Annotated in this window: 24 protein-coding genes; 17 read left to right on the top strand and 7 right to left on the bottom strand. The window is 70.9% G+C overall.

Translation table 11 applies throughout. From position 1 onward, the window contains the following. Positions 1–40: 40 nt before the first annotated feature. The 4 genes from ACZ5NW_RS07300 to infA all read left to right on the top strand — a co-directional run bounded on the left by ACZ5NW_RS07300 (position 41) and on the right by infA (position 3290). Complete coding sequence (locus ACZ5NW_RS07300; RefSeq protein ID WP_468742731.1) at positions 41–1045, top strand: helix-turn-helix domain-containing protein; 1005 nt, start codon at positions 41–43, stop codon at positions 1043–1045. 1 nt (position 1046) lies between these two features. Beyond that, a complete protein-coding gene (locus ACZ5NW_RS07295) occupies positions 1047–2045 on the top strand; it encodes a helix-turn-helix domain-containing protein (protein ID WP_468742730.1) in 999 nt (332 codons plus the stop codon). A 232-nt stretch (positions 2046–2277) separates the two neighbouring features. Continuing rightward, positions 2278–3069 (top strand): GNAT family N-acetyltransferase, encoded by a 792-nt coding sequence (locus ACZ5NW_RS07290; RefSeq protein WP_468742729.1) that lies wholly within the window; start codon positions 2278–2280, stop codon positions 3067–3069. Then, positions 3066–3290 (top strand): translation initiation factor IF-1, encoded by a 225-nt coding sequence (gene infA / locus ACZ5NW_RS07285; RefSeq protein ID WP_069759925.1) that lies wholly within the window; start codon positions 3066–3068, stop codon positions 3288–3290. The genes ACZ5NW_RS07290 and infA overlap by 4 nt, the downstream gene beginning before the upstream one ends. A 279-nt stretch (positions 3291–3569) precedes the next feature. Here the strand turns inward: infA and ACZ5NW_RS07280 are convergent, their stop codons facing one another. Beyond that, positions 3570–4541, bottom strand: coding sequence for a DUF1648 domain-containing protein (locus ACZ5NW_RS07280; RefSeq protein WP_468742728.1), 972 nt, complete (start codon positions 4539–4541; stop codon positions 3570–3572). Further along, on the bottom strand, positions 4538–4885 hold the full coding sequence (locus ACZ5NW_RS07275; protein ID WP_468742727.1) for a GntR family transcriptional regulator: 348 nt from the start codon (positions 4883–4885) through the stop codon (positions 4538–4540). Before ACZ5NW_RS07275 ends, ACZ5NW_RS07280 begins: the two co-directional genes overlap by 4 nt. Before the next feature lie 138 nt (positions 4886–5023). Between ACZ5NW_RS07275 and ACZ5NW_RS07270 the strand changes: the two genes are divergently transcribed. Then, a complete protein-coding gene (locus ACZ5NW_RS07270; RefSeq protein ID WP_468742726.1) occupies positions 5024–5821 on the top strand; it encodes a YqjF family protein in 798 nt (265 codons plus the stop codon). Positions 5822–5945: 124 nt separating this feature from the next. Here the strand turns inward: ACZ5NW_RS07270 and ACZ5NW_RS07265 are convergent, their stop codons facing one another. Further along, positions 5946–6308, bottom strand: coding sequence for a hypothetical protein (locus tag ACZ5NW_RS07265; RefSeq protein WP_468742725.1), 363 nt, complete (start codon positions 6306–6308; stop codon positions 5946–5948). 166 nt (positions 6309–6474) lie between these two features. Between ACZ5NW_RS07265 and ACZ5NW_RS07260 the strand changes: the two genes are divergently transcribed. From ACZ5NW_RS07260 to ACZ5NW_RS07250, 3 genes are all read left to right on the top strand, one after another. After that, positions 6475–7035, top strand: coding sequence for a GNAT family N-acetyltransferase (locus tag ACZ5NW_RS07260; RefSeq protein WP_468742724.1), 561 nt, complete (start codon positions 6475–6477; stop codon positions 7033–7035). Between the two features lie 83 nt (positions 7036–7118). Further along, entirely contained in the window at positions 7119–7514 is a 396-nt protein-coding gene (locus tag ACZ5NW_RS07255; RefSeq protein ID WP_468742723.1) for a GNAT family N-acetyltransferase, read from the top strand. A 161-nt stretch (positions 7515–7675) separates the two neighbouring features. Next, entirely contained in the window at positions 7676–7927 is a 252-nt protein-coding gene (locus tag ACZ5NW_RS07250; protein WP_468742722.1) for a hypothetical protein, read from the top strand. Between the two features lie 70 nt (positions 7928–7997). On the opposite strand, the gene ACZ5NW_RS07245 is transcribed toward ACZ5NW_RS07250, so the two are convergent. Then, entirely contained in the window at positions 7998–8441 is a 444-nt protein-coding gene (locus ACZ5NW_RS07245; RefSeq protein WP_468742721.1) for a peptidoglycan-binding domain-containing protein, read from the bottom strand. Positions 8442–8818: 377 nt separating this feature from the next. On the opposite strand from ACZ5NW_RS07245, the gene ligA reads away from it, so the two are divergent. Continuing rightward, positions 8819–10918 carry an NAD-dependent DNA ligase LigA gene (gene ligA, locus ACZ5NW_RS07240; protein ID WP_468742720.1) on the top strand — a complete coding sequence of 700 codons (2100 nt, stop codon included), beginning with the start codon at positions 8819–8821 and terminating at the stop codon, positions 10916–10918. A 121-nt stretch (positions 10919–11039) separates the two neighbouring features. Here ligA and ACZ5NW_RS07235 read toward each other — a convergent pair whose 3' ends face one another. Beyond that, positions 11040–12029: an aldo/keto reductase gene (locus tag ACZ5NW_RS07235; protein ID WP_468742719.1), complete on the bottom strand. Its 990-nt coding sequence runs from the start codon at positions 12027–12029 to the stop codon at positions 11040–11042. Between the two features lie 278 nt (positions 12030–12307). On the opposite strand from ACZ5NW_RS07235, the gene ACZ5NW_RS07230 reads away from it, so the two are divergent. Together ACZ5NW_RS07230 and ACZ5NW_RS07225 are read left to right on the top strand one after the other, a co-directional pair. Continuing rightward, positions 12308–15046 (top strand): COR domain-containing protein, encoded by a 2739-nt coding sequence (locus tag ACZ5NW_RS07230; RefSeq protein WP_468742718.1) that lies wholly within the window; start codon positions 12308–12310, stop codon positions 15044–15046. Positions 15047–15129: 83 nt separating this feature from the next. Further along, complete coding sequence (locus tag ACZ5NW_RS07225; protein ID WP_468742717.1) at positions 15130–15855, top strand: SDR family NAD(P)-dependent oxidoreductase; 726 nt, start codon at positions 15130–15132, stop codon at positions 15853–15855. A gap of 32 nt (positions 15856–15887) precedes the next feature. Here the strand turns inward: ACZ5NW_RS07225 and ACZ5NW_RS07220 are convergent, their stop codons facing one another. Further along, positions 15888–17645: an immunity 49 family protein gene (locus ACZ5NW_RS07220; protein ID WP_468742716.1), complete on the bottom strand. Its 1758-nt coding sequence runs from the start codon at positions 17643–17645 to the stop codon at positions 15888–15890. A gap of 256 nt (positions 17646–17901) precedes the next feature. Between ACZ5NW_RS07220 and ACZ5NW_RS07215 the strand changes: the two genes are divergently transcribed. The 3 genes from ACZ5NW_RS07215 (at position 17902) to ACZ5NW_RS07205 (ending at position 20707) form a co-directional block, all read left to right on the top strand. Further along, the gene (locus ACZ5NW_RS07215) at positions 17902–18723 is read left to right on the top strand and encodes a PhzF family phenazine biosynthesis protein (protein WP_468742715.1); all 822 of its coding nucleotides are present in this window, start codon (positions 17902–17904) and stop codon (positions 18721–18723) included. Between the two features lie 89 nt (positions 18724–18812). Further along, entirely contained in the window at positions 18813–18971 is a 159-nt protein-coding gene (locus ACZ5NW_RS07210) for a hypothetical protein (RefSeq protein WP_468742714.1), read from the top strand. Then, a complete protein-coding gene (locus ACZ5NW_RS07205) occupies positions 18968–20707 on the top strand; it encodes a SulP family inorganic anion transporter (RefSeq protein ID WP_468742713.1) in 1740 nt (579 codons plus the stop codon). Before ACZ5NW_RS07210 ends, ACZ5NW_RS07205 begins: the two co-directional genes overlap by 4 nt. Before the next feature lie 56 nt (positions 20708–20763). Here the strand turns inward: ACZ5NW_RS07205 and ACZ5NW_RS07200 are convergent, their stop codons facing one another. After that, positions 20764–22107 carry a diacylglycerol/lipid kinase family protein gene (locus ACZ5NW_RS07200; protein ID WP_468742712.1) on the bottom strand — a complete coding sequence of 448 codons (1344 nt, stop codon included), beginning with the start codon at positions 22105–22107 and terminating at the stop codon, positions 20764–20766. 51 nt (positions 22108–22158) lie between these two features. On the opposite strand from ACZ5NW_RS07200, the gene ACZ5NW_RS07195 reads away from it, so the two are divergent. The 3 genes from ACZ5NW_RS07195 to ACZ5NW_RS07185 all read left to right on the top strand — a co-directional run bounded on the left by ACZ5NW_RS07195 (position 22159) and on the right by ACZ5NW_RS07185 (position 26571). Beyond that, complete coding sequence (locus ACZ5NW_RS07195) at positions 22159–23982, top strand: alpha/beta hydrolase (protein ID WP_468742711.1); 1824 nt, start codon at positions 22159–22161, stop codon at positions 23980–23982. Between the two features lie 892 nt (positions 23983–24874). Further along, positions 24875–25633 carry a hypothetical protein gene (locus ACZ5NW_RS07190; protein ID WP_468742710.1) on the top strand — a complete coding sequence of 253 codons (759 nt, stop codon included), beginning with the start codon at positions 24875–24877 and terminating at the stop codon, positions 25631–25633. Between the two features lie 353 nt (positions 25634–25986). Then, on the top strand, positions 25987–26571 hold the full coding sequence (locus ACZ5NW_RS07185; RefSeq protein ID WP_468742709.1) for a hypothetical protein: 585 nt from the start codon (positions 25987–25989) through the stop codon (positions 26569–26571). Positions 26572–26768: the final 197 nt, after the last annotated feature.

The raw sequence follows: 26768 nt of genomic DNA, 5'->3' as shown, positions 1-26768 counted from the left end.
ACTGATGCGTGCCGGTCCGGTGCGGCGGCAGGCTGGCGTCATGTCGAGCGATGTCGATGAGGTTCCCGCGTCCGGCCGCGGGCGGGGCCGGGTGCTGTCCACCAGGACCGTTCCCGCCGGCGAGAGCCTGGCGTACTGGCACGACGCCGTACTCGCCGAACTGGTGGGCATGGAGATCGCCACGCCGGGCGGCACGTACGACGCCATGATGCGCACCGACCACCTGGGCGAGCTGCGGATCGCCACGGTCGAGTGCGAGCCGGGCACGGTCCACCGGGCGCCGAGATGCATCGCCCGCGGCGACGGCCGGGAGGTGTTCGCCGCGGTCCTCTCCAGTGGTCGCGCCCATGTCGAACAGGACGGCAGGACCACCGAGATGCGGCCCGGCGACGTCGTCTTCTTCGAGACGGTCCGCCCGTTCCGTACGCATTTCCCGCGGCGCTTCCGGCTGGACATCTTCGCCGTGCGGCGGGACCGGCTCGGCGTGTCGGAGGGCGATCTCGGGCGGATCACGGCGTGTCCGCTGCGCCGCACGGACGGCGTGGGCACCGTGCTCGCTCCCTTCATGACGCGGTTGGCCGACACCTCCGAGTCGTACGACCGAGCCCTCGCCGAGCGGCTCGCCGACAGCGCCGTGGATCTGCTCGCCGCCGCGGCGGCCCATCAGGCGGGCGCCGAGCTGGCCGAACTCCCCGGCGCCGATCGGGTTCTCCTGCTGCGCGTGCGGCGCTTCGTACGCTGGCATCTGGCCGACCCCGAGCTCACGCCCGAGGTGATCGCCCGGGCCCACGGCATCTCGGTGCGGTATCTGCACCGGCTGTTCGAGGGCGAGGGCACCACCGTCGGCCGCTGGATCCGTGAGCTGCGTCTGGAGGAGTGCCGCCGGGAGCTGGCGGCGACCGCGCCGGGCGGGGGCGTGGCCGGTGTCGCCCGGCGCTGGGGATTCGCCGGCTCCTCGCACTTCGGGCGGGCCTTCCGACGTGCGTACGGGGTCTCGCCCAGCACCTGGCTGCGCGACGAGCGCCCGCGGCAGGGGGTCAACTGATATGCGGGAACGTGCTTCCCTGGCCGCTGTCGAGCCACGGCTGTCCCTGTCCACGGCGTCGGTGCCGCCGCAGGAGCGGGCGGCGTACTGGCGGCGGGCGCTCTCCCGGGCGTATGTGGAGGTGGACGCCCTCGTGCGGCAGGATCCTCGGACGTGGGGCGCGACCCTCACCGCGTACCGGACGGGCACGCTCCAGGTCACGGCCGAGGAGTCCGGTCCGGTGCGGATCACCCGCACCACGGCGGGGACGACGGCGGACGGACGCGGCTATCTCCTCGCGCGGGTGCAGCGGGAGGGGTCGGCCGTGCTGGTCCAGGACGGCCGCTCGGTGCGGCTGACGCCGGGCGTGCTCGCCTTCCACGACGCGAGCCGCCCGTTCACTCTGACCCTGCCCGAGCCCCAGCGGGCCCTCGTGCTCATGGTGCCCCGGCCCCTGCTGCGTCTGGACGACCCGGAGGTGCGGTGCGTCACGGCGTCGCCGTTGGCCGACGACGCAGACGGGCCGGCCGGACTGCTCCTGCCGCTGCTGCTGGGCCTGGCGGCGGACATCGGGACGACGTCCGCGCAGGCGCGCGAGCGGCTGGCCCGTTCGATGACGGGTGTGCTGGCGACGCTGGCGGCGCACCGCGTCGAGGTGACGGCCCGGCATGGATCCGAGGCGGGTTCCGCCGGCGTGCTCGACCGGATCAAGGCCTGTGCGGAGTCCCGTCTCGGGGAGCCGGAGCTCTCGCCGCGGTCGCTGGCCGCGGAGCACCGCATCTCGCCGCGCTATCTGCACAAGCTGTTCCACGCCGAGGGCACGACGTTCGGCGGCTGGGTACGGGCGCGGCGCCTCGCCGCATGCAGGGCGGAACTCGCCCACCCCGACACGGCCGGACTGCCGATCGCCGCGGTGGCGGCCCGCTGGGGCTTCCCGAGCGCGGCCCATTTCAGCACCGTCTTCCGCCAGGCGTACGGGATGTCGCCGAGCCGGTGGCGGCGGAGCGTCCAGGAGGGGTGAGTCGGGAACTCCGCCTGGACGACGGGCCGTTCATCTCGTGCGAAGGGAAAAGCGTTTGAGCGGCCCCGTGAGGCGCTGCTATGTTCGCGGTGGACCGTCAATCGTCGTAGGGAGGTGAGCCCCGTGAACACAGTCACCCGTGGGTGCTCCCTCTCTCCGTCACGGTCCGACGGCTGACCATCGGTGTCGCCAGGAGCGCCTGAGATCGAGGCACTCCTGAGAGGAGACTCCGATGAACACAAAGCCCTTCACATCCGGCCGGAGCGAGAACGCCGTGGTGATCACGCGCGTCGCGGACCGGCAATGGCACGCACTGGACGACGACCTGGTGGTCGGTCGCGGATATGCGGCGGAACGGCCCGACGGGCGCCTGTTCGTCAGCGTCGACGCCTGGCACGACGCCGCCTTCGACCGGCTCGCCGAGGCGCTGCTGACGGAACTTCCGGCACCGCTGTACACGATGGTGGACGAGGCCGACGTCGAGCTGACGGCCCGCTGGCGGCGGGCGGGTTTCACGGTCCGGCGCCGCGAGTGGGAGTACGTCGTGCCGACCAACCCACGGGTCACCGGGCTGGAAACGGTCCTGCCGCCTTCGGGCGTGACCATCGTGCCCGCCGGTCGGGCGGAGGAGGGTCTGCTGCGGGCGGTGGATCGCGCGATCCGTGACGAGGTCGAGGCGAGCGTCGGATGGCAGTCGATGCCGGCGGAGGTGATTCCGCTCCCCGCGGGCGACACCATCGTCGATCCGTCGATCTACGCGGTGGCCGCGACGCCGGACCACTACCTGGGTCTGATCAGGGTGGTGAGGGTGAAACGGCCGCGCATCGGGCTGCTCGCGGTCCGGGCCGGGGAGCGGCGCCGCGGCATCGCGCGGGCGCTGCTGGCCCATGCGCTGGGCACGCTGCACCGCGCCGGGTCCGACGCCGCCTGGGCCGAGGTCCAGGAGTCCAACCAAGCGGCCTTGGCACTGTTCGAGGGCATCGGCGCCCGGCCGGTCGGCAGCAACCTGGAGCTGGTGCGATGACGAAGCACAAGAACGTCATCGAGGTCGAGGGCAAGGTCGTCGAGTGCCTGCGCAGCGCCATGTTCACCGTGGAGCTCGAGAACGGCCATCAGGTGCTCGCCCACATCAGCGGGAAGATCCGCAAGAACTACATCAAGATCATGCTGGAGGACCGGGTACTGGTGGAACTCCCGCCGTACGACCTGACGCGCGGCCGGATCGTGTTCCGCTACCGGAACTAGGGCCTTTCTTTCGGATCTAGCCGGCTCCGAGCGACGGCTCTTCCCGGCCGAGCCGAGCGGGGTCTGGTGCGTGCAGCTGCAAGGCGGAGGAGGGCGGCAACGCGGAGCGTTGACAACCGACGACAACGCCGCAGATGTGCGTGCCAGACCCCGTGACCCCGGCAAGATCCGAAAGAGAGGCCCTTGCGGCGCCCGGCACCTTCCCGGGTAGCTGATCCCGGGCTCCGGTCATGGCGTTACCGTGACCGGAGCCCCTCGCCCAGCGGCCGCTGAGACCGCTCACCTTGGGGACTTCGCGGCCAGGGAGTTCAGAAGCGCGGCGCCCCGTTCGGCGTCGTCCACGCTGACGGCGAAGTCCTTGCCCTTGGCTCGGATAACGAGGCACTCACCGCGGCGCAGCATCACGGTGGTCCCCAACCCGCTCAGCCGGTACCCCCATCCCCCCACCTGCGCCGGTGTGCGGTGCTCGACGCGGGCCGATTCGATGTCCTCGACGGCCCAGCGTCGCGCCGGCAGGCCGAGCGGACCGAAGGACACCTTCAACCCCTCCTCGCTGACCCGGGCCTGCACCGAGGCGCAGCCGAGCACCACGACAGACGTCAGCGCGAACGGTGTCATCAGCGTCAGTGCCGGAACGAGACCGGCCAGGCCCCCAACGGCGGCCACGACAGCGGCCAGGGCCACCAGCCCCGTGACGGCGGAGGTCATCTGCAGCCACGGGTTGGACGTGCGGGAGAGCCACACCAGCCGCTGGCCTTCAGGGATGTCCATCGTCGGACCGTCCGCCACCCGGTCGTGCGGCGCGGGCCGCTGACGGGACGCCAGCCAGGCGAGCGCACCCGCCGTGACCGCCACCCCGACGGTCGCCACGACCCAGCCCGTCACCGAGCCGGCCTCCCGCCCATCGGACCGGTCGAGGTTCGCCCGTACGACCGACGCCTGCCCGCCCACCAGAAGGGACCCCCCTGCCACCAGCGTGACAGCCGTCCACCCCCGCCCCCGACCCGTGCGCCTCGATCCGATGACCACCCCGGTGACCAACACCGCCCAGATCAGAGCGGGGAAAGCCGCTGCCGCCCACAGCGGCATGAATCCGTCGGGCCTCCCCGCCGCGTTCCAGTGCGTGGCCGGCCTCTCCGGCAGCCGTCCCCGCGCGGCGAGAGGCATGCCCACCAGGAGCAGCAGGACCCCGGTGCACCACCCGGCGAGTCCCCACCTGGTTCCGCTGCCGCTACCCGAGTGCTCGGTCACGGAATCCCCCTGATCATTTCGATGAGATCGGTCTTGCTGTAGCCCAGGCGTGCCGCGTCGGCCACCAGATCGCCCAGGCGGTCCAGCAGTACCGAGCGCTGGTCCGCCCCCTCGGCCACCGTCACACCCCGGCCGCGCCGGAACTCCAACACACCCTCGTCACGCAGGGCCCGTAGGCCGCGCAGCACGGTGTTGACGTTGATGCCCAACGCCTGGGACAGGTCTCGCGCCGGAGGCAGCCGCTCCCCCGGACCGCACTCCCCCTCAGCGATTGCGCGCCGGATCGCGCCTGCCACCTGCTCGTGCAGGGGGCGATGGTCCGCGACATCCAGTCTCAGCAGCATGGTGCTATTGACACTAGCACCATTGGCTCCATGTGGCGCTCCCTTGGCTTCCTGGGTTCCTTGGCTTCCTGGGCTTCCTTGGCACCGCACATGCCCCCGCCCGCCATGCCCCACCCGCCCGTCCTGAATACTGCTGCGATGCCGCAGACGCAGCCCGCCGTGCTACCCGAGCCCATATCGGCCGACCCACCCCACCGCACGGACCGCACCCTGCTCACCCAGTCCTGGCTCGACCTGGCCTTCCTGCACTGGCCCGTGGATCCCGCCGAGGTGGCCCCGCTCCTTCCGGCCGGGACCGTGCCCGACACGCTGGACGGCCTCACCTACGTCGGCCTCGTCGCCTTCCGGATGCACCGCGTCGGATGGTTCCGCCTTCCCGGGTTCCCGTACCTGGGGAGCTTCCCGGAGACCAATGTGCGCCTGTACTCCGTGGACGGTCACGGCCGCCGGGGTGTGGTGTTCCGCTCACTCGACGCGTCCCGCCTCCTGCCCGTGGCGATCGGCCGGTGGGGGGTCGGCATCCCGTACGTGTGGTCCAAGATGACCATCCGCAGCGACGGCTCGACGATGACGTACACCAGCCGGCGGCGGTGGCCGGGGCCGCGCGGGGCGCACAGCGCGATCAGTGTGGAGGTCGGCGAGCGGGTCGAGGAGCCCACCGCGCTCGAACACTTCCTGACCGCCCGCTGGGGCATGCACAGCTCCTTCCACGGGCGCCCCCTCTACCTCCCGAACACCCATCCCCGCTGGCCACTGCACCGCGCCCGGCTCCTGTCCTGCGACGAGACCCTCCTCACCGCGGCCGGCCTGCGCCGCCCCGAGGGAGACCCCGTGAGCGTGCTCTACTCCCCAGGCGTCCCCGTACGCTTCACCGGCCCACCCCCACTCCCCCGACCCGCGTCATCGGTACCGCACCCGAGAACCGCCAGCGACTGACGCCTCCGGACATCAGCTGGCGGTTCTCTTCACTGCCTCACCCGAGACCAACTCGCGGCCCCGGCACCGTCATGCGTACCGGGGCCCGTTGGAGCGTCCGCTTGAAGGAACGAAACGTGTCGGCCTACCGCACGTAGAGACTCGGGCTGCCGGTGGTGCTGTAACCCGTCGGGCACTCCACCCTGTTGTAGTTCAGCCGCCAGGTCGCGTAGGGCTGGCCAGGGCCGCCGCTCCAGTAGGAGTTGCCGTCGGTGCAGTGGATACCGATGCGGACGCGGAAGCCGTCGCACCGGTAGTGCGCGCGGCCCTTGCCACCGACCCAGTCGGCCCAGTAGCTGCCACCGTTCGGGCAGGGGTCGGCGGTGATCGCCGACGCCTGCGTCGACTGGACGGATCCGTCGGCAACGGCCTGGGCGGGCACGGACACGGCCCCGAGCACGAGCGCGGCGCCGAGCCCCGTGGACGCCAGGAGATTACGCATACGCATGGCTTGCTCCTTGTCTGGAGGGGATCTTCGGGTGACCCCCGCTTCGGTGGTGGAACGACCATGCATGACCGGGTTTGTGAGTAACCTTCCAAAAACCTTGAATCAGCTGGTGACAGCCCATGCTGTCGCTTGCCGCATCCGGGGCCGCGAAACAATCATGGCTGTCATGGAACGACCGAGTTCGATCATCGAGTGTGGAGACTTCGCCCTGCAACGTTGGCGGGGGGAGGACGACTTCGTTCGCGCGTTCACGCTGATCGAGGAGTCTCTGGACCACCTGCGGCCATGGATGGCATGGGTGGCCGGTCACAGTGAGGAGAGGACCCGGGACTTTCTCACGAAGTCCGAGGCGAATTGGGCGAGCGGCGAGGTATACAACTACGCCATCGCCAAGGGCGGTTCACTTGTCGGTATGTGCCAGGCCTACCGTGGAGCCGAGCCCCGGGGCTGGAGAATGGGGTACTGGCTGCATCCCGCGGCCACCGGACAGGGCATCGCCACGCGGGCCACGGCGGCCATGGTCGCAGAGTTGTTCGCCCTTCCGAACGTGGAGTACGTGGAAATAACGCATGACCTGGCCAACGTCTCCAGCAGCGCCGTGCCCCGCCGACTGGGTTTCACCGAGATCCGGCGAGAAAAGGCAACCCCGCCGACGGCACCCGCAGGCAGCGGCATCGACGTGGTCTGGCGCCTGGACCGCCCGACAGCGACTCGGGACGATCTCTGATCCAAGCGATGATCCGCTGTCGGTGGCTTACACGCGGAAAATCGCCACGCCGTCATGGGCGCGCACGGACATACGATCGCGATGTGACCATCACGTACGAATGGCGAGGCGACTTCGACAACGCCTCCCTCAACGCGTTGCACGCCGACGGCTTCGGCCCGCCTGTCGCGGAGACCGACTGGCGAGCACGACTTGAGCGCCACAGCCTCGGCTGGGTCTGCGCATGGGAAGACGGCTCCCTGATCGGCTTCGTCAACGTGGCCTGGGACGGCGGTGTTCACGCCTTCGTCCTGGACACGGTCGTCGCGCGGCATTGCCGCTCAAGAGGAGTCGGAGCGGCGCTCGTAGCAACCGCAGCCGAAGAAGCCCGCGCCGCGACGTGCGAGTGGCTTCACGTCGACTTCGAAGAGCACCTGCGCTCCTTCTATTTCGACGCCTGCGGCTTCAAGGAGACAACAGCCGGCCTGATCGCCCTATAACGCCGTGGGCCAAACTCTCGGTCGGCTACAGGGAATTCAGCGTCACGCAGACCTGCCGCCCCGCAGCCCAGACCGACCGGACGCCGGCAAGCCCACCTCTCGGTCCCGTTCCTCTTCGCCGGCTCCCACACCCCGGACGACGTGACACCGCGCCGACGACCATGAAGGCGGTCCACCGCCCGTGGTACGGCCTCGCCGTGGTGCGCTATCAGCCCCCGTCGACCGGCGACAGCACCATGGACCAGGTCGACCTGCCGTGGACCCCCGACTTCGCGGCGTGGACCGGCGTGGTGCGACGGCCGGCCGCGGCCTACGGTCACCGCGTGCGTCTGCTCGTGACCGAACACGACCGCGTGCCCTCGCCGGTGGTGCGCGCCGAACGGATCGTGTTCGTCGGCATCATCGACCTTTGAGATGCCGACCGGAGGCCGACCTCCCGGTCCCCCGGCCGGGAGGTCGGCCCCCGTCTCCCGATGGGGCTGATCAGGCGTGCGGGTGGGCGTTGTACAGCGTCGTGCAGTGGCTGCTGCCCCCGAGGGTCATCCAGTGCCACTTGAGCGCGTCGCGGGTCTGCGGGCCGTAGATGCCGTCGGCGGACAGGCCGAGGCTCGCCTGCACGCGGGCCAGGGCGGCCGCGGTCCTCGAGCCGAAGATGCCGTCGATCTCGCCGAGGTCCTGGCCGTAGCAGTAGTTGAGGGTGTCCTGGAGGTAGTACACCTGGTCTCCCCGGGCCCCGGAGCGCAGGGTGCAGAAGTTGGTGCCGCCGGTGCCGATCGTGGGGATCTTCGCGTAGAAGTCGCCGCTGAAGTACGTCGTGTAGGTCGTGCAGCCGGCGATGGCGGCCTGCGCGGGCGGGCTGATGGTGAACATACCGCCGGTGATCGCGGCGGCGGCGCCGAGAGTGGCGAGCGTGCGCTTGAGGTTCATGGTGGGTCGTCCCCCGGGAATGCGGTCCGGTGCGAGCGGAACTCGATCGGACGCGAACGGATGTGGTCGATGCGGTCGGCGAGTCGCCGTCCGACGCCGAGAAACCTAGCAACGGCCCGCCAGACCGGATTGCGCCAATCTTCGGCGTCCCAGGCAGGGTCGGCGTCCCGGGAAGGGGCGCCGGGACGACCACGGCGGCGGGCGCGGGGGCCCCGATCGCCCCATGGACCGCCGCGCACCCGGCCCGTCCCACGGCGTCCCAGGAACGTCCCGCATACGTCCCGACACGTCCCCGCGGACGTCGGCCCACGGCGGCCCGTGCGACGAGCACCTCGCCGGCACCGCGCCCGACCCCGTTGTCAGTGGTGGGCGGCAGGATGCCGGTCATGACAACACCTGCAGCAGTGATCGTGGATGCCGCCGCCTACGCGCGGGCGGTCGAGGACGCCGTACGGGCGGCGGCCGCCTATTACGCGGGCGGCACCTCGCCGCTGGACGACGATTCCTACGACCGCCTGGTGCGCGGGATCGCCGCGTACGAGGCGGAGCACCCCGATCAGCTGCTGCCCGACTCCCCCAGCGGAAAGGTGGCCGGCGGCGCGGTGGAGGGCGATGTCCCGCACTCGGTGGCGATGCTGAGCCTGGACAACGTCTTCTCCGCGGAGGAGTTCACCGCCTGGACGGCGTCCCTGGCCCGTCGTATCGGGCATGAGGTCACCCGCTACCACGTCGGGCCGAAACTGGACGGGCTCGCGATCGCCGCCCGCTACACCCACGGCCGCCTCACCCAGCTGATCACCCGTGGGGACGGAACCGCCGGGGAGGACGTCTCGCACGCGATCGGCACCATCGAGGGACTGCCCGAGCGACTCGCCGAACCGGTCACCGTGGAGATACGCGGCGAAGTCCTCATGACCACGGCCCAGTTCGAGCACGCCAACGAGGTCCGCACCGGCCACGGCGGGCAGCCGTTCGCCAACCCGCGCAACGCCGCGGCGGGCACCCTGCGGGCCAAGGAGCGCCTCTACACGGTGCCGATGACGTTCTTCGGCTACGGCCTGCTGCCCCTGCCCGGCACCGACCGGGCCCTGGCCGAACGCCTGGACGCGTCCGCCCACAGCTCCCTCATGGACCTGACGGCCGAACTCGGCGTGCACACCAGCGCCCGCACCGCGGTCCCGGACACCGTCGCCGAGACCGTCCAGCAGGTCCTGGACCGGGTCCAGGAGATCGCCGCCCTCCGCGCCGGGCTGCCGTTCGGCATCGACGGCATCGTCATCAAGGCCGACCTCGCCGCCGACCAGCGGGCCGCCGGGTCCGGCTCCCGCGCGCCCCGTTGGGCCATCGCCTACAAACTCCCCGCCGTGGAGAAGATCACCCGGCTGCTGGAGGTGGAGTGGAACGTCGGCCGTACCGGGATCATCGCTCCGCGCGGCGTCCTCGAACCGGTCGTCATCGACGGCTCCACCATCACCTACGCCACCCTGCACAACCCGGCCGACATCACCCGGCGCGACCTCCGGCTGGGCGACCAGGTGATGGTCCACCGCGCCGGTGACGTCATCCCCCGCATCGAGGCCCCGGTCGCCCACCTGCGCACCGGTGACGAACGGCCCATCGTCTTCCCCGAGCAGTGCCCGCGCTGCGGGTCCGACATCGACAGGAGCGAGGAACGCTGGCGTTGCGCCCAGGGCCGCAACTGCCACCTGGTCGCCTCCCTCTCCTACGCCGCCGGCCGCGACCAGCTCGACATCGAGGGGCTCGGCGGCACCCGCGTCGTCCAGCTCGTCGACGCCGGGCTGGTCACGGATCTCGCCGACCTGTTCGCCCTCACCCGTACGGCACTGCTCGGCCTGGACCGGATGGGCGACACCAGCACCGACAATCTGCTGGCCGCGATCGAGAAGGCCAAACGGCAGCCGCTGTCCCGGGTGCTGTGCGCGCTCGGCGTACGCGGAACCGGCCGCTCCATGTCGCGGCGCATCGCCCGCCACTTCGCCACCATGGACGCCATTCGGGCAGCCGACGCCGAGGCGATGCAGCAGGTCGAGGGCATCGGCCCGGAGAAGGCTCCCTCGATCGTCGCGGAACTGGCCGAACTCGGGCCGCTCATCGACAAGCTGGTCGCCGCGGGCCTGACCATGACGGAGCCGGGTGCCACCCCGCCGCCGCCCCGGGCGGCCGACGACGCGGACCCCGGCGACGGAGTCTCCTCGGCGGAGAATGGTCCGCTGGCCGGGATGGCGGTGGTCGTCACCGGCGCGATGACCGGGCCCCTGGAGAAGCTGTCCCGCAATGAGATGAACGAACTCGTCGAGCGGGCCGGCGGGCGCTCCTCCTCCAGCGTCTCCAAGAGAACGACCCTCGTCGTCGCGGGCGAGGGGGCGGGCTCCAAGCGTGCCAAGGCCGAACAGCTCGGCATCCGGCTCGTCACCCCCGACGAGTTCGCGGACCTCGTCGCCGACCTGCTGCCCTGAGCCACCGAGCACGGACGCGGGGGTCCGCCCCCGCGTCCGTGGCTCAGCAGGGAACGTCCACAGGTCAGGCCGTGGCTCAGACGGGAGCGACGCCCCGCACCGGCGAGCGAGGCGGTGCCCGTCAGCGGTTGACGGTGCGCATGCCCGCCTCGTCGTAGCGCTCGCCCGCCGCCTCGGGCAGCTCGGCGTCGATGCGGGCCAGGTCGTCCTTGGTCAGCGTGACGTCGACCGCGGCGGCGTTCTGCTCCAGGTAGGTGCGGCGCTTGGTGCCCGGGATCGGCACCAGGTCCTCGCCCTGGGCCAGCACCCAGGCGATGGCCAGCTGGGCCGGGGTCACGTCCTTCTCGGCGGCGATCTCCTTGACCGTCGCCGCCAGCCGCAGGTTCGCCTCCAGGTTGGTGTCCTTGAAGCGCGGGTTCTCGCGACGCCAGTCGTTGGCGTCCAGCTCGTCCGGCGAGGAGAACCGCCCCGCGAGGAAACCGCGGCCGAGCGGCGAGTACGGCACGAAGCCGATGCCCAACTCGCGGCAGGCGGGCAGCACCTCGGCCTCGACGTCGCGCGACCACAGCGAGTACTCGCTCTGCACGGCGGTGATCGGATGCACGGCATGGGCGCGCCGGATGGTCGAGGCGCTCGCCTCGCTCAGCCCGATGTGCCGCACCTTGCCCTCGGCGACCAGCTCGCCCAGCGCGCCGACCGTCTCCTCGATGGGCACGTTCGGGTCGACCCGGTGCTGGTAGTACAGGTCGATGTGGTCGGTGCCCAGACGCTCCAGGGAGCCGTGGACCGAACTCCGGACGTGCTCGGCCGAGCCGTCCTGCGCGCCGACCGTGCTCATGTCGCCGGGTACGGCCTTGTCCATCCGGTAGTTGAACTTCGTCGCGACGACGTACTCGTCGCGCCGGCCCCGGATCGCCTCGCCGACGAGCGACTCGTTGGTGAGCGGCCCGTACACCTGCGCGGTGTCGAGGAAGTTCACGCCGAGGTCCAGCGCGCGCCGGATGGTCGCGATGCCCTCCTCCCGGTCGGTAGATCCGTAGAACGCGGACATGCCCATGCACCCGAGGCCGACGGCCGATACCCGCAGATCTCGCAGACTACGCTTCCGCATGCTGTGTCCCAGCCCTTCTCGCCACTCGTTCATCATCCGCACGCCACGGCAGCCCCTCGTCCATCCAACGACGGATTCCGCCGTCCGGCATCCCGCGCGGGCACCCCGCACGGGTCCGAACCCGGCCGCCACGGCATCTGCGACGCTACGACCTGGAGCGCGCTCCAACGCAAGTCGACGTGGGTACGCGGAGGCGCGCGATCGCCTCCCTGGAGATCCTCCCGGTCGGTACTCTGCTGGGCGTTCGGCTCGGCGTGCGTTCAAGGGCGGGGGACGGCATGACAGTGAGTGGACGGGACGACGCGCTGCGCCTGATCGACGAGTGCCGGCGGAACGGGTCGGACGTTCTCGACATCGGCCGTCTCGATCTCGACGAAGTGCCCGAGGAGATCGGCGAGCTGACCGGACTGACCAGGCTGCACCTCAACGCCAACCGGCTCACCCGGCTACCGGAGGTCATGGCCCGGCTCACCGGCCTCACCACGCTGCATCTGGAGGACAACGGTCTCGTCGAACTGCCGGACTGGCTGGGCCGGCTGAAGAAGCTCAGCTTTCTCTACCTGAGTCGCAACCACCTCACCGATCTCCCCGCCTCCCTCGGCGCCCTCAGACGGCTGGTCGTCCTGGAGGTCGACGACAATCCGCTGGTCACCCCGCCGCCCGAGATCGTCGCCGGCGGCCGGTCCGCCATCCTGGCCTTCCTCGCCTCACAGGCCCAGGGCTCCGAGCGGCAGTGGACGTCCAAGGTGCTCCTGGTCGGCCAGGGGCGGGCCGGCAAGACCTCACTGCTCAAGGCGCTGCGCGGTGAGCCGTTCGACCTCGGCGAGAACAGCACCCATGGACTTGAGGTCTCCCGGCTGCGGCTGCGCCATCCCGACCCGCCGACGCCCCACGCCGACATCACCATGGACCTCACCACATGGGACTTCGGCGGCCAGGACATCTACCACGCCACGCACCAGTTCTTCCTGACCGACCGCTCCCTGTTCCTGCTGCTGTGGGACGCCCAGGTGGGCTGGCAGGAGAGCAAGCTGTACTACTGGCTCGACCTGATCAAGGCACGTGCCCCGCAGGCACCGGTGATCCTGGTCGCCACCCACCTCGACCCCCGCCCCGCCGACTTACCGCTGTCCTCCATCCGGGCCGACTACCCGGGCATGATCGTCGCCAGCCTGTCGGCCGACTCCGCCACCGGCGAGGGCATCGCGGCGGTCCGCGAACGCATCGCCGTCGAAGCCGCACGTCTCCCGCTCATGGGGGTGCGCTGGCCCAGCAACTGGCTGAAGGCCGCCGACGCGGTGCGCGCCCGCTCCGAACGGTATGTCACACCGTCTCAGCTGTACGACTTCATGGCCGAGAAGAACGTCACGGACCGACTCCAGCAGACCGAACTGGCCTCGGCCCTGCACAGTCTCGGGGACATCCTGATGTACTCCGACGACGAGGAGCTCAAGGACCTCGTCGTACTCCACCCGCAGTGGCTGACCTCGTACATCAGCCGCGTTCTCGACGCCCGGCAAGTCCGCGAGAACCACGGGGTGTTCACCCCCGCTCACCGCAGGGAGCTGTGGGCCGACCTCGATGTGGCCCTGCACCAGCACTTCATCAGCATGATGGAACGCTTCGACCTGTCCTACCGCACGACCGACCGCCACAGCAGCCTGGTCGTGGAACTGCTCCCCTGGGAACCACCCGCCTACTCCTCCGAGTGGGAGTCGGCGCTGCGGCGCTACCGCCGCGTCATCCGCTTGCGCTACCGCCTGAACACCGTCCCGCCCGGCATCCCCACCTGGTTCATCGCCCGCGAGCACCGGTTCACCACGGGGCTGCACTGGCGCAGCGGTGCGCTGTTACGGGACCACGACGGCGCGCATCTGGGACTGGTCACCGTCGACCGGCACACCAGGACGGCCGAGATCGCGACGTGCGGACCGTACCCGCACGACTTCTTCGCCGTCCTCAAGAACGGCTTCGAGCAGACCCTGCGCCGCTACCCGGGCCTGGACGTGGTCCGGCTGGTGCCGTGTCCCGAAACCGTTGAGGGAAGGCCGTGCCCGCACGAGTTCCCCCACGAACAGCTCCTGCGCAGGCTCACCCTCTCCCCGCCCCGCGAGGTCGTGGAGTGCCCGGTCCACCTGGAGGACCTCGATGTGCGCACCCTGCTCCTGGGCACGGGCACGTCCGCGCCGGACCGGATGACCGAGCTGGCCTTCTCCCTCCAGCAACGGGTGTCCGACCTCAGCAGCACGATCGAGGGGCGGCTGGCGCAGATCGAGAGCCGCGGCGACGACATCCTCGACGAACTGCGCGAAGCCCGGGTCCAGCAAGCCGCCATCGCGGCGGACCAGCAGCGCACCTTCCTCGCCTCCCTGCGGCAGCGCAACTCACAGGAGTCGGCGATCTGTCCGAGCATCATCTCCGTGGCCAAGGTGCCCCGGCGCCGGATGCTCGGGATGCTGCCGGGCCATGTGCTGAGGCTGCGCCTGTACTGCGAGGCACCCGGAGCCTGGCATCGTATGCCCGCGGCCGAGGGCTACGAGGTCAGGGTCACCTCGCAGATGGAGTCCATGCTGCTCTCGCACGCGGAGCGCGTGTTGAAGGTGCTTCGGTACGCCGTTCCGCTGGCCGGCCCCGTACTCGGCGTGGCCGCGGCCGACCTCGGGGAGATGCTGAAGGACGACCTGGAGCTGATGAAGGCCGTGCTCGACGCCGTACCCGCCGAGGGGCCCTCCGTGCACCGCGCGCCCGACGGCTCCGAACTGCGCATGAGCACGCGGCTTCGCGGCGACCGCCACGCCGATTACCGCGCGCTCTACACGCTGCTGAAGGAGCTGGACCCCGAGGAGCGGTGGGCCGGACTCGACAAGGTCACCACCCCGGAGGGCGAGACCTACTGGCTGTGCAAGGACCACTCCCTGCCCTATCGCAGGGCGCTCGGCACCCCCCTGCCGGACGCCTTCCTCCTGCCGGGCCAGCAGATCGCGGGCCGCCGCGTCCCACCCGAACTCACTCCCTGACCGCGCTCCCGCCGACGCGCGGTGCATGGCGGACGACGGCGGGCGAGACTTGAGGGGAGCGATCACCCGGGAGGCGGTGCGCCGTGAGTCGGATTCTGGTGACCGGTTCCGCGGACGGCCTTGGCCGTGCCGCGGCGGACGCTCTGCTGTCCGCGGGCCACGATGTCGTGGTGCACGCACGGAACCCGCGGCGCGCGGCGGCCCTCGAAGCGTTGCTCGACCGCGGGGCCCACCTCGTGGTGGGCGACTTCACGGAACGCGACGCCGTACGACGCGTCGCGGCCGAACTGAACGACGCGGAGCCCTTCGACGCGGTCATCCACAACGCCGGTGTGTGGAGCGGGCCGGCGGTCATGCCGGTCAACATCGTCGCGCCGTACCTGCTCACGGCACTGCTCCCCGAGCCGCGCCGACTGGTGTACCTGAGCAGCGGCTCGCACTTCAGCGGCCGCCCCTCCCTCGCCGGCGTCGACTGGCGAGGGCGGAGCGCGGGCTCGTACGCCGACAGCAAACTGTTCGTCACCACGCTCGCGGCGGCGGTGGCCCGGCTGCGCCCCGGAGTGCTGAGCAACGCCGTGGATCCGGGCTGGGTGCCTACGAAGATGGGCGGCCCGGGCGCGCCGGACGATCTGGAGCTCGGCCATCGGACCCAGGAGTGGCTCGCCTCCAGCGACGATCCCCAGGCGCTGACCACCGGAGGCTACTGGTACCACCGCCAACGACAGGAACCGCACAGCAGCGTGCACGACGAGACATTCCAGGACCACCTCCTGGCCACGCTGAGGGAGGAGACCGGCGCCGCCCTGTGAGAGCGGCTCGGTACGCCGTCCGCTCCCGGAGATCAGAAGGGTTCAGCGGCCTCCAGGATGTCCTTCGGGAGGTAGGGGGACTCCACGCGGACGGTCCAGCCCCGGCGGCGGGCGTGGCAGGTCAGGGCGAGGATGTCGAGGTTGAGGGAGGCGTCGGGGTCGTCGGCGCGGTCGGCGACCCGGTAGTGGTCGCGGTGGGCTTCGAGCGCGTCGGCCAGGGCGAGGTTGAAGCTCTCCTCGTCGCCCTCCACGAGCTGCGACAGCAGCACGGCCGGCGGCATGGCGAAGCCCCAGTCCTTGGCCTTCTCGTCCTGTCGCAGTGCTCGCTGCGCGGCCGCTTCGGCGTCGGTGCCCTTCAGATAGGCGTGGAGGGCTTCGCGGTACGGGGCGAAGGCGGAGCCGTCCGGGCGGGCGAAGGTGGGACCGGTGAGGACCAGCGGGGCGAGGTCCTCCCGTGCGCCGGTGACGAGGGCGAGGGCCGTGGCCTTGTGCCAGTTGCCGGGGCCGGCCTCCTCGCCCCGCTCGGCCGGGTAGCGCAGCGTACGCCCGTCGATGGCCACCTCGACGTCCGTGCCCGGCTCCGCCCGCGCGATACGGAACACGGCCGCCCCCATCTGCGAGGCCAGCCGGAGGTTCGCCGACCGGGCGTCCGGGACGCTGCTCGGGTCCTCCGCGCGCCATGCGAAGAGTCGCTGCTGGTCTTCCATGACGCTGCCGAGCCGCCAGAGGGCGAGGGGCTTGCCGTCGACCGGGGTGAGCGCCTCCCGGAGGTGTTCCTCGTACATGGCCTCGAGCTGCGGGGGCACGGTCCGGTCGCGGGCGGGCCGCTCCACCACGAGCGGGCCCGCCGCGAGCGCGGCGACCGCGTCGGGACGCCGGTCCTGGCCGAACCCCCCGACGCGCGGACCACGCGCCTCGAAGCCGGTGATCAGCGCGTGCGGGAGGTAGTCGGTGCGGACGGACGGCTCCCAGCCCAGCGTCCGGTACGCGAGCGCGGCGAGGGCGTTGGGGACGAGCGGGAGGAGCGTCCTCGGGGAGGCCCCGGGGCCGTGCAGGGTGGTGTGCCTGACCAGAAGGTCGGCCAGCGCGGCGTCGAAGGCCTCCCGGTCCTCGGCGGCCAGGGCGCGCAGCGCGTGCAGCGCCACGCCGGCCGGCCGGTCCAGCAGAGGCTCGCCGGACTCCTGGGCGCGGGTACGGACGCGGTCCAGGGCCGCGTCGACGGCGGCGAGCTTGGCCCGCGCGCTCGGCGGATACTCCTCGTCGTCGCCGGTGTCGTCCAGGACCACGGCCATCATTCCCGTGGCCAGCTCACCGACGGGCGTCCCCAGTGCCTGCTCGGCGAACTTCTCCCGGGCGAAGTGGAAGGCCTCACCGTGCCACTTGGCCTTGTCCCTGAGGACCGCCAGGCACAGCGCGTCGATCCACTCCCCCGGCGTGACACTCTCCTCGGGGGCGTCCGCACCCGGGTCGTAGCTCATGCCGAAGTTCACGTAGTCCAGGAAGATCTGGAAGCTGCAGTGCGGGTGGTACGCGGCGTACGCGACGGCGCCCGCCGCGGCCTCGGAGGCGTCTTTCAGGGCGGCCTTGGCCTCGGGCGTGTGCAGGTCGGGTGTCTCGACGGAGAGGGCGCCCAGGTAGTCGAGGAACTCGTCGGCGATCGACTGCCATTCGTAGGTGGCCATCCGGTCGGCCCGCGACATGGACCGCACCTGCCCCCCGATGCGGTTCGTGAAGTCCTCACGTGCCGCCGACACGGCCGCCCCGCCCACCTGATGACGCTCAATCCGCATGACCCCGCTCCTTGATCGACTCTCTGCGACAGCCTAGGCGCAGGGTCTGACAGGCCGACGGCCGCAGCTGTGGTGGTCGCGCTCAGGCACGCGTTCACGGTCGGTCCACCGTGTCGCGACTGGCCCTGTCCCGGCCCCCGGGGCACCCTCTGGAATGGAACCGACCCACCTCCGCCGACAGGCGGACGCGCCGCGTCCGCCGTCGCCTCCGCGCTCCACGGGAAGGCCCATGACCATGCCGCGTTCACGCTCATTCATGCAGGTCGACGTGTTCTCCGCGCTCCCCTGCCTCGGCAACCCGGTCGCGGTCGTCCTGGACGCGACGGGCCTGACCGACGAGGCCATGCGGCGCCTGGCACGCTGGACGAATCTGTCCGAGACCACGTTCGTGCTGCCGCCCGTCTCACCGGAGGCGGACTACCGGCTCCGGATCTTCACGCCACAGGCCGAGCTGCCCTTCGCCGGGCACCCCACGCTGGGATCCGCGCGCGCCTGGCTGGACGGCGGTGGCACGCCCCGGCACGCCGACCGACTCGTGCAGGAGTGCGCCGCGGGTCTGATCACCGTGCGCCGCGGCGAGGACACGCTGTCCTTCGCGGCCCCGCCGCGCCTGCGCGAGGGTGCGCTCGACGACGCCTATCTGGATCAGATCGTGGCCGCGTTCGGGATCACACGTGAGCGGGTTCTGGACCACCAGTGGGTGGACAACGGGCCCGGCTGGGCCGTGATCCGGCTGGCCACCGCCGATGAGGTCCTCGCCCTCGAACCCGACCTGTCCCTCATCCCGACCGCGATGGTCGGCGCGATCGGGGCCTACCCGGAGGGCGCCGAGCACCACTTCGAGATGCGCACCTTCGCCCCCGGCGTGGGTGTGCCGGAGGACCCCGCCTGCGGCAGCATGAACGCCGGCGTCGGGCAGTGGCTCACCGGCACCGGCGCCGCACCCTCCACCTACCGGGTGTTCCAGGGCGCGAGGGTGGGACGGGCCGCCACCATCGAGATCAGCGCCGACCCGGACGGCACCGTCTGGGTCAGCGGCGCGGCCACGGTCCGCGTCCGCGGCACCATCACCCTCTGACCACGTCGCCGCACGGCCCTCTCGGGGGGCGATCTTTCGGGGCCGAACCGAGAATGGCCCTGGGGACCTGCCCACGGGAGCGGACGCTGATGTCGGAGGAGAGAGCCGAGCACGTCGCGGAGGTCATGCTGCCTGCGCGGGTGACGCCGGGTGCGAAGGAGAAGCAGCCCGGCGGCTTCGGCCTGGCCGGCTTCGGCAGCGAGCGGTTCACGGCCCGCCGGGCGGAGGGCGCGGGCGGGCGTCCGTGACCGGCCCGCGCGGCATCCACGGCGTGTCGGCCCGGCTGCGTGCCGTTCCCGGGGTGCGTGCCGCGTCCTCGTACCGGCGCGAGTGGCTGGTCAAGGACCTCGTCGCGGGCGTCGTCCTCACCACCCTGCTGGTGCCGCAGGGCATGGCCTACGCCGAACTCGCGGGTCTGCCGACCATCACCGGCCTCTACACCACGATCCTCTGCCTGCTCGGCTACGCGGTGTGCGGGCCGTCACGGATCCTGGTGCTGGGCCCCGACTCCTCCCTGGGCCCGATGATCGCCGCCACGGTGCTGCCCCTGGTCGCGGCGGACGGCGACCCCGATCGGGCGGTCGCCCTGGGCTCGATGCTGGCGATCATGGTGGCGGCCATCATGATCCTCGCCTCGGTGGCGCGGCTCGGCTTCATCGCCGACCTGATCTCCAAGCCCACGATGATCGGGTACATGAACGGCCTCGCCCTGACCATCCTGATCGGGCAACTGCCCAAGCTGCTCGGCTTCAAGGTCGACGCCGACAACCTGATCGGGGAGTGCGTCGGGCTCGTGGAGAAGCTCGCGGACGGGGCCCTCGTGCCGGCCGCCGCCGCGGTCGGCGTCGGCGGGATCGTACTGATCCTGGTACTGCAACGGCTGGCGCCCAAGATCCCCGCCGTGCTCGTCATGGTCGTCCTGGCGATCGCCGTGGCCGCACTCCTCGACCTGGATGAACACGGTGTCAGTCTGGTCGGGGAACTGCCTGAGGGCTTCCCGCCGTTCACGATCCCCGACGTCCACGCCTCCGATCTCGCCCCGCTGTGCGGGGGCGCCCTGGGCATCGCCCTGGTGTCCCTGGCGGACACGATCTCCAACGCGTCCGCGTTCGCCGCCCGCACCGGCCAGGAGGTCCGCGGCAACCAGGAGATGGCGGGAGTGGGAGTCGCGAACCTGGCGGCCGGTCTCTTCCAGGGCTTCCCCGTCAGCACCAGCGGTTCCCGCACGGCGGTGGCGGAGCGCGCCGGCGCCAGGAGCCAGCTCACGGGTGTGGTGGGAGCGGCGCTGATCGTGCTCATGCTGCTGCTGGCCCCGGGCATGTTCCGCAACCTTCCCCAGCCCGCCCTCGCCGCCGTCGTCATCACCGCCTCGCTGTCCCTGGCCGACCCGGCGGGGACCGTACGGCTGTGGCGGCAGCGCCGGACGGAGTTCCTGCTGTCGGTCACCGCGTTCCTCGGCGTGGCGCTGCTCGGCGTGCTGCCGGGGATCGCTCTCGCCGTCGCCCTGTCGGTGCTCAATGTCTTCCGGCGCGCCTGGTGGCCGTACAACACCGTGCTGGGCCGGGTGCCAGGGCTGGAGGGCTACCACGACATCCGGTCCTACCCGACGGCCGAGCAGCTGCCGGGACTGGTCATCTACCGGTTCGACGCACCGCTGTTCTTCGCCAACGCCAAGACCTTCCGCGACGAGGTGCGGCGGCTGGCCGGCGCCGAGCCCCGGCCCGAGTGGATCGTCGTCGCGGCGGAACCGATGACCGACGTGGACACCACCGCCGCCGACGTACTGGTGGACCTCGACGAGACGCTCAACGCCCAGCACATCCACCTGGTCTTCGCCGAGCTCAAGGATCCCGTACGGCGCAAGATCGAGCGGTACGAGCTGACCCGCACCGTCGACCCGCGCCACTTCTTCCCGACCGTGGAGGCGGCGGTGGCGGCGTACCGCCGGCGCGCCGAGGGCGACCGGCGGGGGCAGGGGATGTAGGTCGCGGCAGGCCGGCAGCACGTGCTTCCGGTCCGCCGGCAGCGCGGCCGCCGTCGTCAGGACGACTCGTGCCCCGCCGCCACCCGGCGCATCGTCAGGGCCAGGCGCCGTACCCGGCGCCAGTCCATCGGGGGTGCGCCGCGCGGGACACCGGGTCGTTTGCGGGGCACGCGGACGCGCAGCGCGCCGGGTTCCACACGGCAGCGCACCGGCACGGGCAGCAGCAGGGCCTCGCCGTCGACCCCGACCGGGACGACGGGCGTGTCGGCGTCGATGACGGCTTCCCGGGCGACAGTGGCGGTCAGTCCGCGGCCCTGTCGGCCGCGCAGCAGCAGGTCCGTCGCCTCGGCGGCCCCGCCGACCTGGACGCCCAGCACGCCCAGTTCCCCGGAGTCCAGCCGCTCGCGGCGCCCCAGTCCCGCCGAGTCGCCGGTCCGGTAGGGGTTGTTGCTCACCAGCACGGCCTGCGGCCCGTCCAGGGTCTGGGCGCCGACCCGGACGGTCAGCCGGGCGCCGCTGTGGTGGGTGAGCAGATCGGGCAGCATCTCCAGGATGGTGCCGGCCTTGTCGTCACGGTAGGCGGGACTCTGCACCACGGCCGCGTAGACGCCGAACGAGGCGTTGTTGACGAAGACGCGCGGAGTGGGTGCGTCCTCGGGCCGCCCCGCCTCGATGTACCCGAGGTCGCACCGCAGTTCCACGCCGTCGGACAGTGCGTCGAGACAGGTCGAGGGGTCCTGCCGGTCCAGGCCGAGATCCATGGCGAAGTGGTTGCGCGTGCCGGCGCTGATCACCATGAAGGGCACGTCGTGCTCCGCGGCGACACCGGCCACCAGCGCCTGCGTGCCGTCACCGCCCGCGACGCCGAGCAGATCGGCTCCGTCGCGTACGGCCCGCCGGGCCAGCGCGGCCACGTCCTCGTGATGGCCCGGGTCGAGGACGACGACCTCGGCGCCCAGCTCCCTGGCCCGTTCCACCAGGTGGAACTTCTCGACCTTCCCGCCGCCGGAGCGCGGATTCATGATCAGGAAGGGGTGCCGCGGCGGATCGACGGACCGCTCCGGCATGCCGGCCGGGGCGCCCTCGACCAGAGCGGACCGGCCCGCGGTGACGGCGAGGGCCCACAGGCCGAGCGAGACCAGCACGACCCACAACAGCCCCGCGAGCACGTACAGCACGATGACGGTGACCGGCGCGGCGACGACCAGCAGCGCGGCCAGCGCCCGGATCCAGCCCCGGTTCGCGAGGGCCCACCAGGCAGCGGCGGCCGTCAGTACGATGCCGGCCAGCCCGACCGCCACCAGCGCGACCCCGCCGGCGAATCCGGCGAAGACCAGCAGTACGACGATCGCCGCCAGGCCCGAGACCAGCGCCAGGCGCGCGGTCCAGCGTCCGCCCATGGGGCACACCTCCCGCTCGGCTTCAGGGTACGAGCGGCCGTTCGGAACGGCATGTCCGCCGCTTCCCGGGCGTTCGGCTGGCGGGACCCGCCCCGCGGGGTGATGCTGACCCCGGAGCACGTCATGCCGTTCGACCCGCCCGAAACCCCGCCGCGCGAACCGCCGTCACGAAGAGACGTGGACGGAGGTGGCGGACCCGGCGGTCCCGAAGCCGCCCCCGCCGAGCCGTCCCCCGGCCGCGGGAAGGCGCGCCGCATCTTCCATGTCACCGTGCCCGGCTGCTGGGGCGCCCTCGTCTTCGCGTGTCTGTCCTTCACGCCGTCGCTGCTGCCCCGCGGAGGTGTGCTCCAGGGGCTGATCTGCGGCATCGCCGCGGCGATCGGGTACGGCGTCGGCGTCGTCCTGGCCCTGATCGGGCGGGCGTTCGCCGACCGCGAGACCCGCCCCGCGGCGCGCCGGTCCTGGTGGATCCTGCTCGGCGCCGCGATCGTACTGTTCGGCGTGTCGTTCGGTTTCGGGCAGTACTGGCAGCACGAGATCCGCCGCATCATGGGCGTCACGGACTACAACGTGCTCACGGCCGTCGCCTGCCCCTTCATCGCCGCCGCCGTGTTCTGGATCCTGCTGCTGACCGGTCGAGGCATCCGGCGCGGGTACCACTGGACGGCCCGGCTGCTCGGGCGGTGGATCGGCCCTCGGGCGGCGGCAGCGGTCGGCTGGCTCCTGGTCACGGCCCTGGTGTGGTCCGCGTTCAACGGCCTCCTGCTGAACGGATTCGTCAACGCGGCCAACGAGGCGTTCTCCGTGCGTGACACCGAGACGCCGGCGGGCGTGCACCAGCCGACCACGACCCTGCGCTCGGGCGGTCCCGGTTCCCTCGTGCCGTGGGACTCGCTGGGCAGGGAGGGCCGCGCGTTCATCGGCGGCGGACCATCGGCCACGGACATCGGCGCGTTCACGCACCGCCCGGCGCTGGAGCCGGTCCGCGCCTACGCCGGCCTCGCGACCGCCGACGACACGGAGACCCGTGCGGCGCGCGCCGTCGCGGACCTCCAGCGGGCGGGCGGCTTCTCGCGGGCCAATCTCCTGGTGGTGACGACCACGGGGAGCGGCTGGGTCGACCCGGCCGCCGTTGATTCCTTCGAGTATCTCGGCGGCGGCGACTGCGCCACCGTGGCGATCCAGTACTCGTACCTGCCGTCCTGGTTGTCGTACCTGGTCGACCAGTCCAAGGCGCGCGCGGCCGGCCGTGACCTCTTCGACGCCGTCTACGACACCTGGTCCAAGCTGCCCCACGACTCCCGCCCCCGGCTGTTCGTCGCGGGCGAGAGCCTGGGGTCCTTCGGCGGGGAGACGGCGTTCAGCGGGGAGTACGACCTGCGCAACCGCACCGCCGGCACGCTCTTCGCGGGACCGCCCAACTTCAACGCCCTGTTCCGTGAGTTCAGCGACGATCGCGACCCGGGAAGCCCCGAGATCCAGCCGGTGTACAAGGACGGACGGACCGTACGGTTCACCGAGGACCCCGCCACCGCACTGCCCCCTGCGGGCGAACCGTGGAACGGCACCCGGGTGCTCTACCTCATGCACCCCTCGGATCCGATCGTCTGGTGGAGCCCTCACCTGGTCCTGTCCGAACCCGACTGGATCGGCCAGGCACCCGGCGACGACGTCCTGGAGGAGATGGTGTGGATCCCCTTCGTGACGTTCTGGCAAGTCACCGCGGACCTGCCCTTCTCCACCGACGTACCGGACGGCCACGGCCACAAGTACAAGGCGGCCTACGTCGACGCCTGGAACGCCGTCATGCGGCCCAGCGGGTTCACGGCGGCGGACCTGGACCGGTTGAGGGAGATCGTGTGGCCGCAGCGATGAACGCTTGTCAAGACCGTTCCCTTGAGCCGCTCGGGCAACCCACGTACGCCCCGTCCCACCAGGGGTGCCTGTTTTTCGCCCCAAGGCTTGCGACCTTCTGATCCGTCGGATCGGGCCGGTCGTTGGGCGGGGGCTCCGCCTTGCTCCCGGGTGTTCGCTGATGGTCGTGATCAACAGTCTCTGTGTGCCGTCCAGTCCATGCCCGGCATCGGCCCCGTCCTGGGCGCCGAATTCCTCGTCGCCGCAGGCGACCTGGCCGCCTACACATTGACCGGGCGTCCTCTCGTGGGAGGCACCCCTCGTCACCCTTGGGACGCACTCCGCTTGCCGCCCACTGGCACGCAGCGCAGGGTGATCTAGGCACTCGGTATCACCCGCTGGGATCTCCATTCCCATCGAATGATGTGCCTGGCCCGAAACCCAGTGAGAGTGAAGCGATTCATGGCCCCCACGGACGCCAATGGCGACGCCAAGAGGATCTGCCCGAGCGCTCATCCCGAAATGGCTGGAGGCTCTGTCATCGGGGTGGTCGGCGGCTCCGTCGACGAGCCACGAGTCCTCTATCTGACGGAACCACAACCTCCCAGTGACCGCCTCTTGTCCCTGGCGGAACCAGTCGATCCCCAAGAAGTATTCCGCTTCGCGGCGGACTGCGCCGGTCGTGGCTGCCAGAACTTCGACGGGACCGACTGCACTTTGGCGACACGCATTACGCGAACGCTTCCTGTCGTCGTCGACAGCCTTCCGCAGTGCCACGTCCGAGCACACTGCCGCTGGTGGCACCAAGAGGGCAGAGAGGCGTGCCTGCGCTGCCCGCAGGTCGTCACCAAGGTCTGGGGGCCGTCGGAAGTACAGCAACGAGTCGCACAGCCACCCCAGGAAGGAGTGCGCGATGGCAGTAAGTGAGAAGCCCGGCCAGGTCGACTTCGGAGAGTTGATCGAGGCAACAACGCGCGCCGTGCAGCGCGCACAGGTCATCCAGGACCACCGGCCACCGTTCAACGTGACTCTCGGCGTCATCTTCGAGCCCACATTTCCCGGCCCATCCGGGAACGGCACCCAAGACGGCGGAGTCCTCCGTAGAGGCGAAAACATCGTAGTGACCCAGGAATTCCTGCGCGCCTGGGCTCGCTCGGCCGGGGAACTGCACAACAAAATGGTCGAGTTGGCCCTGAAGAACGGGATGTCGCGGGCCGAGAGAAGCCGAATGTATCTGGAGAGGATGCAGAAGGTCGGCGTGCTGACCGAGGCGGAAACGCGTGGCCTGACGGAAATGCTCGACGTGGTCCGCAACGGCGGATCTTCTTCGGAAATCGCAGAAGAAACGCGAAGGATCTACACCGAGCAGTTCAGCGACGCACAGGCCGGCCTGGTGGGTCAGGGCATCGCCGGCGTCATCGCCGCGAGCGCCGATCAAGTCCACGCCAAGGCCGACGGAGAGCCGAGGGTGGCCATGAGAGCCAAGGGCGTCGCGAGCGCGGATGCGGACGGGGCGGTCGAGGGCGGTGGACTCGGCGCCATCGCCGGCGCGGAAGTCGGCGGTGCCCCGACTGTAGGCGCCGGAGCCCTCCCCGGAGCCATCGTCGGCGGCCTGATCGGCGGTGTCCTGGGAGGCGGCATCAAGTCCGTCGGCGCCTGGCTCGACAGCTAGCCGGACACCCGTCGAGGCCCCAGTGCTCCTGCTGGGGCTGGCGCGGACCTCTCCCCGAAGCAACTTCGGTGGGCGTCCGAAACGACAGAGGCCCCGGATTTCTCCGGGGCCTCTGTGCTTGCGACGCGGCAGGATGCGAACCGGCAACCTTCTGATCCGTAGGACCGGGCGGGCCGTTGGGTGGGAGCTCCGCCTTTCTCACGCGTGATCGCTGACGGTCGCGATCGGCGTTATCTGAAGGGCTGACTCGCCAGGACCCAGCTCGTCCAAAACCCACTCACACCGAGGCTTCTAGCCCTGACATGCTGGCATGTCCGAGTATCAGACCGCAGCCCCAGGGGGACAGCTTGATCGTGAACCGGCGTATCGGCAGCGAACAGCCTGATGAGTACGACGAGCTGGAACAGCACCTCACCCAGAAGCTCAACGTCCCTCTCGGCTGGCCCGAAGACAGCGGCCTCGCTGTCAGCCACGTTGCCGAAATCGCTGCTGCTGCAACCTGTGACACCGCGTACAACCAAGCTGCCAACGGTCACTTGATCGACCTGTTCGCGGCGCTTCCGTTGCCGGGAACCACAGAAGGGAAGGACTTCTGGGAGCGCATCCGCGACACCGGAGGCAGCGCAGCCTGGAACATCCGCCCTGCCAACATGGGCGGGCCCTTCTTCGACCGTATCCAGGACGGCAACGAGGGCGGCATCGCCTCCCGCGTCCTGAGCTTCTTGGAGGAGCTGACGCCAGCTCAGCGCACCGCTGTGGCAGAAGCCATCGGTTCAGTCCTCGACAACGGCACCATTGGCGTTAGCGGTCGCTACGGGGGCGAGCTGTGGCTACGGGACGCAGAGATAAGCGCATGGCGTGTCGCGCTGGCCAGTCGACGGGAGTCCGAAACGGCACAGGACCGTGAGCGATTCTTCGAAGCATGGCGCCGCGCCTGACCGCCTGGCGCACCTCAGGTCGCGTACAGCAGAGAAGTACCGCAACGACAGCAACAGCAACCCACCCCGTCTAACAGGATCCACCCATGGCTCCTCAACGACCGGTCTGACCCTCACTGACCGATCCACATAGAGCTATTGATCAGAAGGGGTGTCGCTGTCTGTGGGCGTCGAGAGCATCGGTGTAGCACCGTAGC

It is taken from the genome of Streptomyces sp. NPDC032126 (assembly GCF_055580085.1).
Note: the sequence above shows the minus strand (reverse complement) of the source record. Positions and strands in the feature narration are given on the sequence as shown.

Bases quoted from the DNA above. Each gene is read 5' to 3' on its own strand.
- ACZ5NW_RS07300 (WP_468742731.1), top strand. From the start codon at position 41: ATGTCGAGCGATGTCGATGAGGTTCCCGCGTCCGGCCGCGGGCGGGGC.
- ACZ5NW_RS07295 (WP_468742730.1), top strand. From the start codon at position 1,047: ATGCGGGAACGTGCTTCCCTGGCCGCTGTCGAGCCACGGCTGTCCCTG.
- ACZ5NW_RS07290 (WP_468742729.1), top strand. From the start codon at position 2,278: ATGAACACAAAGCCCTTCACATCCGGCCGGAGCGAGAACGCCGTGGTG.
- infA (WP_069759925.1), top strand. From the start codon at position 3,066: ATGACGAAGCACAAGAACGTCATCGAGGTCGAGGGCAAGGTCGTCGAG.
- ACZ5NW_RS07275 (WP_468742727.1), bottom strand. From the start codon at position 4,885: ATGCTGCTGAGACTGGATGTCGCGGACCATCGCCCCCTGCACGAGCAG.
- ACZ5NW_RS07270 (WP_468742726.1), top strand. From the start codon at position 5,024: ATGCCGCAGACGCAGCCCGCCGTGCTACCCGAGCCCATATCGGCCGAC.
- ACZ5NW_RS07265 (WP_468742725.1), bottom strand. From the start codon at position 6,308: ATGCGTATGCGTAATCTCCTGGCGTCCACGGGGCTCGGCGCCGCGCTC.
- ACZ5NW_RS07260 (WP_468742724.1), top strand. From the start codon at position 6,475: ATGGAACGACCGAGTTCGATCATCGAGTGTGGAGACTTCGCCCTGCAA.
- ACZ5NW_RS07250 (WP_468742722.1), top strand. From the start codon at position 7,676: ATGAAGGCGGTCCACCGCCCGTGGTACGGCCTCGCCGTGGTGCGCTAT.
- ACZ5NW_RS07245 (WP_468742721.1), bottom strand. From the start codon at position 8,441: ATGAACCTCAAGCGCACGCTCGCCACTCTCGGCGCCGCCGCCGCGATC.
- ligA (WP_468742720.1), top strand. From the start codon at position 8,819: ATGCCGGTCATGACAACACCTGCAGCAGTGATCGTGGATGCCGCCGCC.
- ACZ5NW_RS07235 (WP_468742719.1), bottom strand. From the start codon at position 12,029: ATGCGGAAGCGTAGTCTGCGAGATCTGCGGGTATCGGCCGTCGGCCTC.
- ACZ5NW_RS07230 (WP_468742718.1), top strand. From the start codon at position 12,308: ATGACAGTGAGTGGACGGGACGACGCGCTGCGCCTGATCGACGAGTGC.
- ACZ5NW_RS07220 (WP_468742716.1), bottom strand. From the start codon at position 17,645: ATGCGGATTGAGCGTCATCAGGTGGGCGGGGCGGCCGTGTCGGCGGCA.
- ACZ5NW_RS07215 (WP_468742715.1), top strand. From the start codon at position 17,902: ATGCAGGTCGACGTGTTCTCCGCGCTCCCCTGCCTCGGCAACCCGGTC.
- ACZ5NW_RS07210 (WP_468742714.1), top strand. From the start codon at position 18,813: ATGTCGGAGGAGAGAGCCGAGCACGTCGCGGAGGTCATGCTGCCTGCG.
- ACZ5NW_RS07200 (WP_468742712.1), bottom strand. From the start codon at position 22,107: ATGGGCGGACGCTGGACCGCGCGCCTGGCGCTGGTCTCGGGCCTGGCG.
- ACZ5NW_RS07195 (WP_468742711.1), top strand. From the start codon at position 22,159: ATGTCCGCCGCTTCCCGGGCGTTCGGCTGGCGGGACCCGCCCCGCGGG.
- ACZ5NW_RS07190 (WP_468742710.1), top strand. From the start codon at position 24,875: ATGGCAGTAAGTGAGAAGCCCGGCCAGGTCGACTTCGGAGAGTTGATC.